This is a genomic window from Kineosporia mesophila (genome assembly GCF_021129235.1).
GTDB classification, from domain to species: Bacteria; Actinomycetota; Actinomycetes; order Actinomycetales; family Kineosporiaceae; genus Kineosporia; species Kineosporia mesophila.
The window spans coordinates 295421-308358 of the sequence record NZ_JAJOMA010000003.1 but is presented as its reverse complement, the minus strand read 5'-3'; the positions used below and the strand labels follow the sequence as shown (position 1 = coordinate 308358).

Below are 12938 nucleotides of genomic sequence, written 5' to 3'. Positions count from 1 at the left end.
GGTAGTTCACCCGCCGCCCGGGACGAGCCGATCGGGTGATGTGGCGTGGCCGGCTCAGGGCCGGGCCGTTTCTGCCGACCGAGCTGGGGATGGAGCGGTACTGGAAGGCCTACCTCGGCAGCGGCCTCCTCGTCGTTGCGGTGTATTTGTGCCTCCCGGAAGGGGTTCCGCGCGACCTGGTGTACGGGGTGGTGGGCCTGTCGAGCGTGGCGGCCATCGTCGTCGGCATCCGTCTGAACCGCCCGCTCCGGGCCCGGGCCTGGTGGGCGATGGCGTGCGGCCAACTGCTCTGGGTCTCCGCCGACACACTGTTCAGCTGGTACGAGGACGTTGCCCACACGGATGCTTTCCCCTCCCCGGCCGATGTCCCGTACCTGCTGGCCTATCCGGTGATGTCCCTGGGCTTCGTGATCCTGTTGCGGGCCCGGCAGCGCCGACGCGATCTTGCTGGGGCGATCGACAGCGGTGTTCTCACCGCGAGCCTGGCTCTGGTGTCGTGGGTGGTGCTGGCTGCCCCGATCACCCGCGCGACCGACCTGCCGCTGTTCGAAAGGGCGGTGGGGGTGGCCTATCCGGCGGCCGACATCCTGCTCCTGGCCGTGCTGATGCGCCTGGTCATCGTGCCCGGGGCCCGCACACCCGCCTTCCGGATGCTGGCCGGCGCCGCTTCCCTGCTACTGGTGGCGGACGCCGTGTACGCGGTGCTCATCGCCAGCACCGGTTACCGGAGCAGCGCGCTGGATCTGCTCTGGCTGGGCTCTTACGTCTTATGGGGAGCTGCCGCGCTGCACCCCTCGATGCGCAAGCTGTCCGAGCCGGGCGAGCAGAACGCGGTGCCGTTCACGCGCCTGCGCCTGGCTCTGCTCACCGTCGCGGTCCTGCTGGCGCCGGTGACGCTGATCGTCCAGTTGCTCTCGGGAATCGCTCCCAGCGTGTGGGCGGTGGCCCTGGCGTCCATCGTGCTGTTCAGCCTGGTGGTGGTGCGCATGAACGCGGCCCTTCAGCAGGTCGTCGTCTCCACCGCGCAACGAGAGCGTCTGCAGGACGACCTCGCCCACCAGGCGGCCCACGACTCCCTGACCGAACTGGCCAACCGGGCGCGGGCTCTGGAGCTGATCGAGGCCGGGCTGCACCGGGGTCAGCGCTCCGGCGGTTTGGTGGGCCTGCTCTTCATCGACCTGGACCACTTCAAGGCGGTCAACGACACCCATGGCCATCGCGCGGGCGACGACGTCCTGCGCGAGACCGCGGCCCGGATGAAGCGGCTCATCCGCACCGGGGACACCGTCGGTCGTCTGGGTGGTGACGAGTTCGTCGTGCTCATCGAGTCGCTGGCCTCCGAGCGCGACCTGATCGACCTGGCGGAGCGTCTGGTGGCCAGCATTTCGGCACCGATGGACGCGGCCGGCCAGAATGTGGTGGTCGGCGCGAGTATCGGGGTGGCCATCAACCGGGACGGCGGGACCGACGCAGCGGGGCTCCTGCACGAGGCCGACGCCGCCGCCTACCGGGCCAAGGCCGGCGGCCGGGGTCGGGTCGAGGTCTTCGACGAGTCACTGCGCCGTCAGCTGCACGACCGGGCGCAACTGGAGCAGGCGATCCGTGACGGCCTGCCCGCGGGCGAGTTCGTGCTGTATTACCAGCCCGTCGTGGACATGACCACCGCCGCGCTGCAGGGTTACGAAGCCCTCCTGCGCTGGGAACGCCCCGGCCGGGGGCTGGTGATGCCGGACGCGTTCATCCCCACGGCCGAGCAGTCCACCCTGATCTGCCACCTGGGTCGCTGGGTCCTGGACGAGGCGACCCGCGAGTTCGCCCACTGGCTCGAAGAAGGAGAGATCGGAGCAGAGGACGACCTCACGGTCGCGGTGAACATCTCGGGTCGCCACCTGGCCAGTGCGAGCATCGTCGCGGACGTGAAAAATGCCCTGCTGGCAGCCAACCTGCGCCCGGAACGGCTCGTCCTGGAGATCACCGAGACCGTTCTGCTCGACGAGCCGGCGGCCGCCCCGCACCTGCGGGCACTACGGGAGCTGGGGGTGAGGATCAGCATCGACGACTTCGGCACCGGCTACACCTCGATCGGTCAGCTGCAGTACCTGAACGCGGACACCCTGAAGATCGACAAGAGCCTGGTGGCCTCCAGCCGCCCGGGCGCCGTCGAACTGGTCGAGCTCGTCGTCCGCGCCGCCCACGCCTTCGGCCTCAACGTCATCGCCGAGGGCGTCGAGCGCCAGGACCAGGTCCCCGCCCTGCAACGCGTGGGCTGCGACTCGGCCCAGGGTTATCTGTTCTCCCGGCCGCAGGCGACGATGGGAGCCCACCCGTCCGCGGCCGATCCGCAGCTGTCGCCCGCTTCCTCTCTGAATGACCCGGTACCGTAACCTCAATGGGGTAGTTGCCGACGGCTGCCCGGGCGGAGGGAGGAACCGGAATCAAGGTCTCCTGCTGAGGGCCACTATCCAGCTTCAGTCGGGGCGAGGCCGGGTATGACGGATCCTCTGGACGAGGCTGGGCTCGAAGAGATCGAAGGGCTGGCTTCGGTGGCCACTCCTGGTCCGTGGTTCGTCCGGTTCCTGGACGACGCCTCCGCGATGAATCTGGTGGCGATCAGTACGGTTCCGGGCACAAACACGGGCAAGGGGGAGAGGTGGCCGGATCACGAGAACGGCGAGATGGTCGCGGCCACGTTGGTCCAGCATCCGCGATACATGGATGTTGTGGATGGGCAGTGGGACGAGAATGCGGCTTTCATTGCGATGGCCCCTGAGGCGGTGCCTCGGTTGGTGGACGAGGTGAGGCGGTCGCGGGGTCTGCTCGGGGAGGCCGGTGAGCGGCCGCCGGGACGGTGAAACCCGTCACCCCGACCGGGAATCCGGAGAAGGCGGGACGGGGGGCGTTGACCGATATCCAGTCGCCGTGTGTTCTCATCCGGTTCAGGCCGGGGCCGAGGTTGGCCAGGACCACCCCGCCGGCTTCCAGTGCGGTCCGGGTGGCCGCGAACGACGAGTCGGTGTCGGGGCCGAAGGTGTCGCTGCCCAGTGCCCGCACCCGCCGCGTCCCGAACAGCCAGGAGACCCCGTCGGCGCTGAAACCGGCCGCTTGAATGCTGTATTCGGGGGTTCCGAAGAGCTGGGCGTGGCCGGTCCGGAGCACCACGCAGGCCCCGGAAGGAATCGGGCTCCAGCGGCGCTCCCAGGCGTGTACGTCGTCCATAGTTATCGAACGACCGGGCTCGGGGGCATCGAACACCGCCAGCGGCATGAGGGTCCACGACTCGTCCAGGTCGCTGAGCCGTGCGCCGCCCGGCACGAAGTGGGCGGGGACGTCGATGTGGGTGCCCAGATGGGTTCCCAGGCTGGTGATCTGCTCGACCAGATAGCCGGCCTCGGGCACCGTGGCGAACACCCGGGCCGCGAAGGGCGGATCGCCGTCGAACACCGGGTTGGTGCCGGACAGCTCGTGCCCGAGCGGTACGCGGGTGGCCGTGCGGGGATCGACCTGGTCATAGCCGCGGGGGATGGCGGAGGGGCGGCGCAGGCTTCGGGGTATCACGGTGATTAGCATGGCCCAGGAAGTGTCGGCGCAGCGGTGGAAGGAACACGTCTTGGGCGAGCTCATCCCGGCGCCCGCACCCTTGTGGAAGCTCGACGGCATCCAGTGGCTGCTGACCGCCGGCTCCCTGCTGAACGCCATCGCCTTCTTCTCGGCGCTGCCCTTCGCCTCGCTCTACCTGGACGCCGTCACCGACCTGTCCGCGGTGGTCATCGGTGGGGTGGTCGGTGGGATCGCCCTGATCGCCTCGGTCGGCGGGATGCTCGGGGGTCTGCTGATCGACCGGTTCGGCGCCGTCCCGCTGATGCTGCTGGGGCTCGTCGGGTATGTCCTGATCTACGCGGGCCTCGCTCAGGCGTCCACCACCGCTGCGATCGTGCCCCTCCTGCTCGGGCTGGGGGCGGCGCGGCTGCTCGTGGAACCCGGCGGCAAGAAACTGATGTCGCTGGCGGCGGATCCGGACGGGCGGATCTTCCGGGTGCGGTACATGGTGCTCTGCGCCGGTGCGATCGTCGGGCCGGCCATCGGCGGGGTGCTCTACACGACCAGCATCACCGCGTTCTTCGCGGTTCCGGCGGTGTTCTACACCGCGTACCTGGTGTTCGTCGTGCTGTTCCGGGCCCGGCTCACGGCGCTGGAGACCGCCCGGGCCACCAGCGCGGGCCGCTTCCCGCTACGGGAGGCCCTGCGGGACCGGCGGCTGCTGGCGGCCAGTGGCGCCGGCATCGTCATCTTCTTCGTGTTCTCCCAGCTGGACTCGATGATCCCGCTGTTCATGGCGCGGGAATGGGGCGATCGGGCGGCGCACCTGTTCGCCGGGCTGTTCATCGCCAATGCCGTGCTGGCCCTGGTGTTCCAGATGCCGATCGCCTGGCTGTCCGACCGGGTGCCCCGGGCCCGCCTGATCCTGGCCGGATGCGTCGGTTTCGCCCTGGCGTTCGGATGTTTCTGGGCCAGTGCCTCGCTGGGCCTTCCCCTGCTCTACCTCGGCATCGTGCTCTGGACGCTCGGTGAGGGCGTTCTGCTGCCGCTGCCCGACATCGCCGTGCACGAACTGGCCGACGACGACCGCAAGGGAACCTATTTCGGCGTGGCCGAGATCCGTTACCTCGGTTTCTTCGCCGGGCCGTCCCTGGGCGGGGTGATGCTGCCGACCGCCGGTCTCTACTTCACGGTCATGGGGCTGGCCGTCTTCGCCTGTGTTCCCCTGCTGGCCGGACGGCTGCCGCGTCGATCACGCTGACGCGGCAGCCGTCACCGGTCAGACGTCGGTCTCGGTCACGGCCGGGGCCTCGATCTGCCGGTCCGGGAGGTCGACGTTGCTGCGCGGCCCGGTGAACCAGTGCTTGACCGAGACGTGCCAGCCGATGAACAGGGCGAGCAGCAGCGCGACGAGCACGATGGGCGCGTAGTTGACGGCGGTCCAGGTGAAGGTGTCCCCGGGCCAGCCGTCCGGTGAGAACGGCAGTACGAAGTACACCGAGGTCACGGCGATCTCGGCGACCGCGAGCAGGCTCATCCAGCGGTACTTCGAACCCAGGGTCCACGGACCCGGCTGCCATCCGTCGCCGGCCTTCCAGCGCAGGTAGATCGGGATGGCGAAGGCCAGGTACAGGCCGATCACGCCGATCGAGACCACCGCGTAGAAGGCGGTCGGGGCCCCGGACGGGCTCTCGTACAGCGCGGGCAGGGTCAGCACCACGGCCGCACCGGCGCCGGCCAGAACGGCGTTGCGCGGCACCCCCTTGGCGTCGACCTTCGACCACAGACCCGAGCCCGGGACGGCCCGGTCGCGGCTGAAGGCGAACAGCATCCGCGAGGTCGAGGTCATGCAGGCCGTGGAGCAGTAGATCTGGCCGCTCATGCTGATGAAGACGACCAGCTTGAACAGCGCCGGGGAGAGCGAGGTGGCCAGCACCGACAGCACGCTGCCGCCGCCGTACGGGTTCACCTCCGGATCGAACGAATTGATGACGTCGGTCTCGGTCGCCGCGAAGAGGAAGGCCAGCAGCAGGATCCAGCCGCCGATCGCGGAGTAGAGGATCGACTGCCAGATGCCCTTGGCCGCGGCGTTCGCCGCCCCCTGAGTCTCCTCGGACAGGTGGGCCGAGGCGTCGTACCCGGTGATCGTGTACTGCGTGAGCAGGAAGCCCAGCGGCAGCACGTAGAACCAGAAGGTGACGTCGCCGTCCTTGCCGATGCCGGCGTTGTTGATGCGCTCGGTGAACACGAACGACAGGCTCTGGTGCGAGTCCGGCCCGAAGATCAGCACGAGCACCACGATCAGCGCGCCGAACACGTGCCACCAGACCGACACGTTGTTGATGACGGCCAGCAGGTGCGAGCTGAAGATGTTCACCGCCGTGATCAGCACCATCAGCGCGGCGAACCAGAAGAACTGCTGGTAGAGGTAGTTGCCCCCGAGGAAGCCGGTGGCGTACCCGTCGGAGAACAGGTCGATGAACGTGTTCAGGTAGATCGCCGCGCCGTACGCCACCGATGCCAGGATCGCGACCAGGCCGACGAGGTTCAGCCAGCCGGTGTAGTAACCGGCCTTGGCCCCGCCGAGTTTGGCCGCCCACCAGTAGATCCCGCCGGACGTCGGGTAGGCCGACACCAGCTCGGCCATGCAGAACCCGATGATCAGGATGAAGGCCGAGATCACCGGCCAGCCGATCGAGATGGCGATCGGGCCACCGTTGTTCCAGGCCTGGCCGAAGGTGGTGAAGCACCCGGCCAGGATCGAGATGATGCTGAACGAGATGGCGAAGTTCGAGAAACCGGACCAGGAACGGTGCAGCTCCTGTTTGTAGCCGAGGCCGGCGAGGACGGATTCGTCGTCGCCGGGTGTGCTGTCAGACATCGGACTCCTCGAGCGTGAGAAGCGTGCAGGGCTTTCAGGCAGGGCGCCACCTTCGCCCTGCCTCATTTCCGGCACCAGCACCTAACGGTCACAACCGGATGAAGCGCCGAACGGCAGGCCGGGGCCCGGCGCTAATTAACTGGACTGTTACCTGAATCGCCCGTCATGCTCGGTCCGAACTTACCGCTGGGGTGAGACATGACTGGGAGGTGGCAAGGTGACTGTGCAGCGTCTGGGAGAGAAGATCTTCAACTGGGCGAGCATCCTGGAGGAGAAGACGCGGGACCAAGCCGTCCGTGCTTCCCAGATGCCCTTCATCTTCCCGCATCTCGCACTGATGCCCGACGCCCACCTGGGCAAGGGGGCGACCGTCGGCTCGGTCATCCCGACCGACCGGGCGATCATCCCGGCCGCGGTCGGGGTGGACATCGGCTGCGGCATGATCGCGGTGCGCACGCAGTGGACCGAGGAGCAGATCCGCGCCCAGGGTGACCTGAGCGTGCTGCGGGTTGCGATCGAACGCGAGATTCCGCTGTCGGCGGGTGGTTACAACACGGATCAGCGGGTGCTCGAGCCGGTGGTCGCGCAGCGGGTGGACGAGCTGGCCGCCAAGGCCGACAAGGTGGGCTTCGACCCGGCGTCCTACACCGGGAAGTGGAAGCGGCAGCTGGGCAGCCTCGGTTCGGGTAACCACTTCATCGAGGTGACGGCGGACGAGACGGGAACCGTCTGGCTGTTCCTGCACTCGGGTTCGCGGGGGGTGGGAAACCTGATCGCGCAGAGGCACATCAAGGTCGCCCGGGCCCAGATGGAGAAGTGGCACATCAACCTGCCCGACCTCGACCTGGCCTACCTGGTGCAGGACACGGACGAGTTCTGGGCGTACATCAACCAGATGCGCTGGGCCCAGGACTTCGCGCTGGCCAACCGGGAGGAGATGATGCACCGGCTGATGCTGTGCGTCGCCGACTTCATGGATGAGCCGGTGCAGGACCTCGAACTGATCAACTGCCATCACAATTTCACCCAGCAGGAGAACCACTACGGCAAGAACCTCTGGATCAGCCGGAAGGGTGCGATCCAGGCCGACGAGGGCCGGCCGGGCCTGATCCCGGGGTCGATGGGCACGGCCAGCTACGTGGTGACGGGCAAGGGCAACAAGCTCTCGCTCAACTCCTCGCCGCACGGTGCGGGCCGGAACTTCTCCCGGACCGCGGCCCGGAAGAAGTTCAGCATCGACGACCTGCGGGTGGCGATGAAGGGCATCGAGTACCGGGACACCGACGCGTTCATCGACGAGATCCCGGCGGCGTACAAGGACATCGACCAGGTGATGGCCGACGCCGCCGACCTGGTCGAGGTGCAGCACACGCTGCACCAGATCCTGAACGTCAAGGGCGACTAGGGGCCGTCAGCAGTCGCCGGAGGTCGAGCTCCGGCAGCGGCACCGGCTGTCCGTAGAGCGGTCCCTGGGCCTGGTGCACGCCCAGGGCGCTCAGCCGGTCGGCCTGCTCCTGATGATCGACGCCGTCGGCGATCAGGAGCAGGTCGAGGCCCGGGGTCATGGCGATCGTGCCGGCCAGGACCCGGGCGGCCCGGCTGTCCGGATCGGCCGTGGTCAGCGACTCGTCCAGCACGATCGAGCCGATGGGCAGATGGGTCAGTAGGCCCAGACCGCTCGCGCCCGCGCCGAACGCGTCCAGGCCGACGCCCACGCCGAGAGCGGTGATGCGGTCGAGAACGCTCGCGGCAGAGGTCAGGTTGTTCACCGGGCGGGTCTCGGTGAGGTGCAGCACCAGGGCGCTGCCGGGCAGTTCGTGTCGCCGCAGAGTGCGCTCGACCACGATCACCAGGCGCTCCTGCGTGATGTAGGACGCGTTCAGCGGCACGTGGGCGGTCAGGGTGTCCCAGGCCGGGGCCTTGCGCAGCAGGGCGATGTCGTGGCAGATCGCGTCGAAGAGCCGCTCTTCCAGTGCCCTTCGGAGACCGGCGTGCTCCGCGGCGGCCATCAGGGAGTCGGGGGCCATCATTCCGTGCACCGGGTGGCGCCAGCGCACCGTCGACGAGAGGGCTTGCAGTTTGCCGGTCTTCAGGTCGAGCACCGGGCGGTACAGCACGTCGATGTGGTCGAGCGAGAGCGTGGCCAGCTGGTCCGCGCGCTCCAGGGTCTCGTCAACAGCATCAACAGAGGACGAGGTGGTCGCCCCGGCGCTCTCGCGCGCCTTCTGTTTCAGTTCGGCGGCCCGGCCGAACGGGATGATCTCGGCCTCCGGCCGGGTGCCGGCCCGCACCTCGGCCTCGATCTGCAGTGCCTCGAAAGCGCGCATCTCGGCGGCGTTCCGCTCGGACTCGCGGCGCTCGGACTCCTCGTAGTCGGCCATCCAGCGCTCGGTGTCGCGCTGCGTGGCGGCGACGAGTTTCTCCTTCTCCGCCTCCTTCGCGTCTTCCGGTGAGGGCACCGGCCTCGGCGGTTCCGGCCGGGCCTGGCCGGACGCGCGGTAGACGGCGGCCGGGGTGGTCAGCCCACCGGTCACCGGACGGGACCCGGGGCGGGGGATCGGCCCGGTCGGCGGGTCCATCAGGCGGGGCAGCCCGGGAGGAGGTGTCGGTGAGCCGACCACTGGCGTTGGGGCGGCGTCCTCTGCTCGTTGTTGTTCCGGGACAGGCTGTTCCGGGGGTGCCGCCGGGTCGAGCAGGGGCAGGTAACGGTCCTGGCCGGTGCGATCGCCGGAACCGGTGCGGAAGGTGACCAACTGGTTCTTGCCTCGTCTCTTGGCCGCGTACATCGCTTGATCGACGCCCGCGAGCAGACTTTCGGGGGATGCGTCGGGGGCCACCCGGTCCAGCACGGCCACTCCCACGCTGGCTCCGACCCGCACCCGTGCCTCCTGGCCGTGATGCGTGAGCTGAAAAGGTTTTCCGACCGATGCGAGGATACGGCGGCCGATCACATCAGGCCCCTCGGTGGCGTCTTCCATCAGGACGGCGAACTCGTCGCCACCCAGCCGCGCGACGGTGTCGCCGGGGCCCACACAGTCACGCAGCCGGTCGCCCACCGCGCGCAGCAGATCGTCGCCGACGGTGTGACCGAGGCGATCGTTCACCGCCTTGAAGTCGTCGAGGTCGCAGAAGAGCAGACCCAGCGGCCGCCCGCCCCGGATGGCGTGGCGCAGCCGCTGGTCGAACAGCGCGCGGTTGGGCAGGCCGGTGAGGGAGTCGTGGAAGGCCTGGGCGCGCAGCCGGTCCTGGCTCTCACGTAGCTGCGCCACCAGGCGCACGTTGTCGAGACCGGTGAACAGCTGCCGCAGCACGACGGCCACCACCAGAGCGGTGGCCAGGACGGTCTCGACCGGATCGAGGGCCGACCGGGACAGCAACTGCCCGGCCACCAGGACGGAGGCGAGTATCAGGGACAGGTAGGGCAGCCGGTGGAAGAAGCGGTCCGGGAGTGTGACGCCCGGGCGCCGCGGGCTTGCGTCGGTGAGAGCCCCGGCGGCGATGAGACCCAGCCCGGTGAGCAGGACCAGGTCAAGAAGGTTCGGGACCGCGGGGGCGGCCGGGCGGCCCACGTGGCTGTCGGCCACCGCGAGCGTCACCAGGCCGAGACCGAGCAGGGAAGGTGTCTGGGCGCGGTCGAGGGAACGGAAGCGGGCGGTCAGGAGCACCAGCGCGACGAGGACGAGGTCGGCCAGGGCGGCGATGAGGTCGAGCGCGCCGGTCCGGAGGGTGGCGCGCAACGTGGTCACCCAGAAGAGCAGGAACAGGGAGCTGATCACGACGACGGTGTCGAGCGCGCCCACGACCTCGTGGAACGGCCGGTCGGTCGGCTCGGCGGGTCGGTGCCGATGCGGCGGACGGGGCGGCGCGGGCCGGAGCGCGGGCAGGATCAGCGCGGGCAGAGCGAGTGCGGGCAGGGCCAGCCGGCCGGTGACGGTGAGGGCCGGGGACCCGAGGTGGTGACCGATCAGCTGGGTCGTGGTCCAGATGCCCGTGCCGCCGGCCAGCAGGAGGCGCCAGCTACGGTCGCCGCCCCGGACCCGGGCCGCCGGGGGCCGGGCGTACAGCATGCAGCCCGTGGCCAGGCCGCCGGCGAGCAGCCGGTTCACGTCGTCGAGCGTGTGGTCGGCGAAGTCGTCGAGCAGGCCGGTGAGGGAGATGACGGTGAGGCCCGCGAGGGCGATCCCGACGATCTGGACGATGCCGGGGACCCTGGTCACACCGGAGCTGGTCACACCGGAACTGATGGCACCGGGCAGATCCACTCCGGGCAGATCCACCCCGGGTACGGGAACGGCACCGCCAGGTATCGAGCTCACGCTGCCCTCCCTCGCCCTGGCCGGTTACACCGAGTGCAGCTTCGAACACAGCATAAGGAGTGAATGATGCCCGATGCCCGATAAACCCGAAAGAGATTTATACCGGACGCGGGTCACCCGGGTGGTTTCCACGCGGGGTTTCGGCGGGACACGGATGAGTGCGATGTGGTATTGGCCTGACCGCAGTCGGCAACGGTTCGCGATCGGCCGGGCCGGTCCGCCCCTCCCTTGCCCAAGGCTGTCGGTGCCTGCCCGTAGGCTGTGCCGCGCAGATCTTCGAGGTGATGTCGGCCTTGCGGGTGCGTGACCGGGGGAGATCGTCGGAGGAGGAACTACAGGTGGGAGAGAACCCGGTGGGCGGCGCACGGGTGCTCAACATCCCCAACCTGCTCAGTTTCGGCCGTCTGATGCTGGTGCCGGTGTTCGCCGTGCTGATCGTCGTGGGGCAGAACGGCTGGGCGATCGCCGTGCTCATGATCAGCGGCTTCACCGACTACCTCGACGGCAATCTGGCCCGGCGCTGGGGGCAGACGACCCGGCTCGGGCAGATGCTCGACCCGATCGCCGACCGTCTCTACATCCTCACCACCCTGCTGGGCCTGGCCTACCGGGAGGTGATCCCGTGGTGGCTGGTGCTGCTGCTGATCGCCCGCGACGCGGTGCTGGTCTGCTCGCTGCTGCTGATGACGCCCGACGAGCGCCGTCCCCTCGAGGTCAGCTTCCTGGGCAAGGCGGCCACCGCCTGCCTGCTCTACGCCTTCCCCCTGCTGCTGCTCGGCGACTTCGACGGTGGGGTCGCCGATGTCGCGCAGCCCGTCGGCTGGGCCTTCGCCTGGTGGGGCACGTCGCTGTACTGGTGGTCGGCCCTGCTCTACCTGCGTCAGGCGTCCGCCGTGCTGGCCCGCCGCGAACGGCTGCGGACGCGTCCGTCCGGAAAGGCCGCCGGATGACGTCGCCCTCCTCCCGGCCGCTCGACGCCTCGATGACGCTGCTGCGTGAGGTGATGGAGAGGCCTCTCGACCCCGGCTACGCGGCGGCCGCGTCCCACCCGCGCCCGCGCACCCGGGTGCGCACCGCCCTGACCCTGGTGCTCTCGATCGTCGCGGGTGCCGGTTTCATCGTGGCGGTGGGCTCGATCCGGGTGCCGCAGCGTGAGTCGGAGAAGGTCAGCCAGGAGCTGCGGCAGGAGATCGAGCACCGCGGCGAGGCGGTGGACCGGCAGGAGCAGCGCAACGCCGACCTGGCGGCCTCGATCACGGCGTCGCAGCAGGCGCTGCTCGGTACCCGGGGCGCGGCCCTCGGTCAGCAGGTGCGTGACCTCGGGGCCCTGACCGGCGAGATCGCGGTCGGCGGCAAGGGCCTGACGGTCACGCTCGACGATGCGCCGGGCCGCGAGGAGGTCGGCGGCGACCCGCGGTCCGACACCGAGTACTACGAGGGCGTGGTGCTCGACGCCGACGTGCAGGTGGTGGTCAACGGGCTGTGGGCGGCCGGGGCCGAGGCGATCTCGATCAACGGGGAGCGGCTGACGGCTGTGTCGGCGATCCGCTCGGCCGGAGAGGCCATCCTCGTCGACTTCCGTCCGCTGGTTCCGCCGTACGTCGTGTCGGTGATCGGTGACCAGGCGAAGCTGCAGACCGGCTTCGCCGAGGGCCCGGCCGGGCCGTACGTGCAGTCGCTGCGTGACAACAACGGCATCAAGGTCGACATCGCCCGGGCAGACCGTCTGACCCTGCCCGGAGCGGGTCAGTTCGTGCTGCGGAAGGCAGAACCGGTAGAAGAGAGCCCCGCACCGGAAGAATCAGACACTGGAGGACGTACGTGATCGCGGCGATCGGTCTGCTGATCGGGGTGGTGGCGGGCCTGGTGCTGCAGCCCGAGGTCCCGCTCTGGTTGCAGCCCTACCTCCCGATCGCCGTGGTGGCGGCGCTGGACGCGGTGTTCGGCGGTGTGCGCGCCCTGCTCGACGGCATCTTCGACGACCGGGTCTTCATCGTGTCGTTCCTGTCCAACGTGGTCGTGGCCGCGCTGATCGTGTTCCTGGGCGACCACCTGGGCGTCGGCGCGCAGCTGTCCACCGGCGTCGTGGTGGTGCTGGGCATCCGGATCTTCTCCAACGCGGCCGCGATCCGCCGGCACATCTTCAAGGCCTGAGATGCCGACCGACGACGCGAACATCCAGGATCCGCGGGACCCTCAGGACC

General features: G+C 69.2%; 9 protein-coding genes. 6 read left to right on the top strand and 3 right to left on the bottom strand.

Annotated elements, in window-relative coordinates; translation table 11 throughout:
* Positions 1-89: 89 nt before the first annotated feature.
* Positions 90-2384, top strand: coding sequence for a putative bifunctional diguanylate cyclase/phosphodiesterase (locus tag LR393_RS06320; protein WP_231482242.1), 2295 nt, complete (start codon positions 90-92; stop codon positions 2382-2384).
* A gap of 367 nt (positions 2385-2751) precedes the next feature.
* On the opposite strand, the gene LR393_RS06315 is transcribed toward LR393_RS06320, so the two are convergent.
* Positions 2752-3555, bottom strand: coding sequence for a cyclase family protein (locus LR393_RS06315; RefSeq protein WP_231482241.1), 804 nt, complete (start codon positions 3553-3555; stop codon positions 2752-2754).
* A 10-nt stretch (positions 3556-3565) separates the two neighbouring features.
* Here LR393_RS06315 and LR393_RS06310 point away from each other — a divergent pair, with 10 nt between their 5' ends.
* Positions 3566-4798: an MFS transporter gene (locus LR393_RS06310; RefSeq protein WP_231482240.1), complete on the top strand. Its 1233-nt coding sequence runs from the start codon at positions 3566-3568 to the stop codon at positions 4796-4798.
* Positions 4799-4816: 18 nt separating this feature from the next.
* Here LR393_RS06310 and LR393_RS06305 read toward each other — a convergent pair whose 3' ends face one another.
* Entirely contained in the window at positions 4817-6418 is a 1602-nt protein-coding gene (locus LR393_RS06305; RefSeq protein ID WP_231482239.1) for an amino acid permease, read from the bottom strand.
* 223 nt (positions 6419-6641) lie between these two features.
* Between LR393_RS06305 and LR393_RS06300 the strand changes: the two genes are divergently transcribed.
* Positions 6642-7823: an RtcB family protein gene (locus LR393_RS06300; protein WP_345718713.1), complete on the top strand. Its 1182-nt coding sequence runs from the start codon at positions 6642-6644 to the stop codon at positions 7821-7823.
* Here the strand turns inward: LR393_RS06300 and LR393_RS06295 are convergent.
* Positions 7810-10734, bottom strand: coding sequence for a putative bifunctional diguanylate cyclase/phosphodiesterase (locus LR393_RS06295; protein ID WP_231482237.1), 2925 nt, complete (start codon positions 10732-10734; stop codon positions 7810-7812). The two genes, LR393_RS06300 and LR393_RS06295, sit on opposite strands and share 14 nt — an antisense overlap.
* A gap of 338 nt (positions 10735-11072) precedes the next feature.
* Between LR393_RS06295 and LR393_RS06290 the strand changes: the two genes are divergently transcribed.
* Genes LR393_RS06290 through LR393_RS06280 form a run of 3 tightly spaced genes read left to right on the top strand, consistent with a single transcriptional unit; the run spans position 11073 to position 12888 of the window.
* Positions 11073-11684 (top strand): CDP-alcohol phosphatidyltransferase family protein, encoded by a 612-nt coding sequence (locus LR393_RS06290; protein ID WP_231482236.1) that lies wholly within the window; start codon positions 11073-11075, stop codon positions 11682-11684.
* Complete coding sequence (locus LR393_RS06285) at positions 11681-12559, top strand: DUF881 domain-containing protein (RefSeq protein WP_231482235.1); 879 nt, start codon at positions 11681-11683, stop codon at positions 12557-12559. Before LR393_RS06290 ends, LR393_RS06285 begins: the two co-directional genes overlap by 4 nt.
* A complete protein-coding gene (locus tag LR393_RS06280; protein ID WP_231482234.1) occupies positions 12556-12888 on the top strand; it encodes a small basic family protein in 333 nt (110 codons plus the stop codon). Before LR393_RS06285 ends, LR393_RS06280 begins: the two co-directional genes overlap by 4 nt.
* Positions 12889-12938: the final 50 nt, after the last annotated feature.

What these genes read in the sequence shown, in the direction of transcription:
- LR393_RS06305 (WP_231482239.1), bottom strand. Translation starts at nt 6,418, where the DNA reads ATGTCTGACAGCACACCCGGCGACGACGAATCCGTCCTCGCCGGCCTC.
- LR393_RS06320 (WP_231482242.1), top strand. Translation starts at nt 90, where the DNA reads ATGGAGCGGTACTGGAAGGCCTACCTCGGCAGCGGCCTCCTCGTCGTT.
- LR393_RS06310 (WP_231482240.1), top strand. Translation starts at nt 3,566, where the DNA reads ATGGCCCAGGAAGTGTCGGCGCAGCGGTGGAAGGAACACGTCTTGGGC.
- LR393_RS06285 (WP_231482235.1), top strand. Translation starts at nt 11,681, where the DNA reads ATGACGTCGCCCTCCTCCCGGCCGCTCGACGCCTCGATGACGCTGCTG.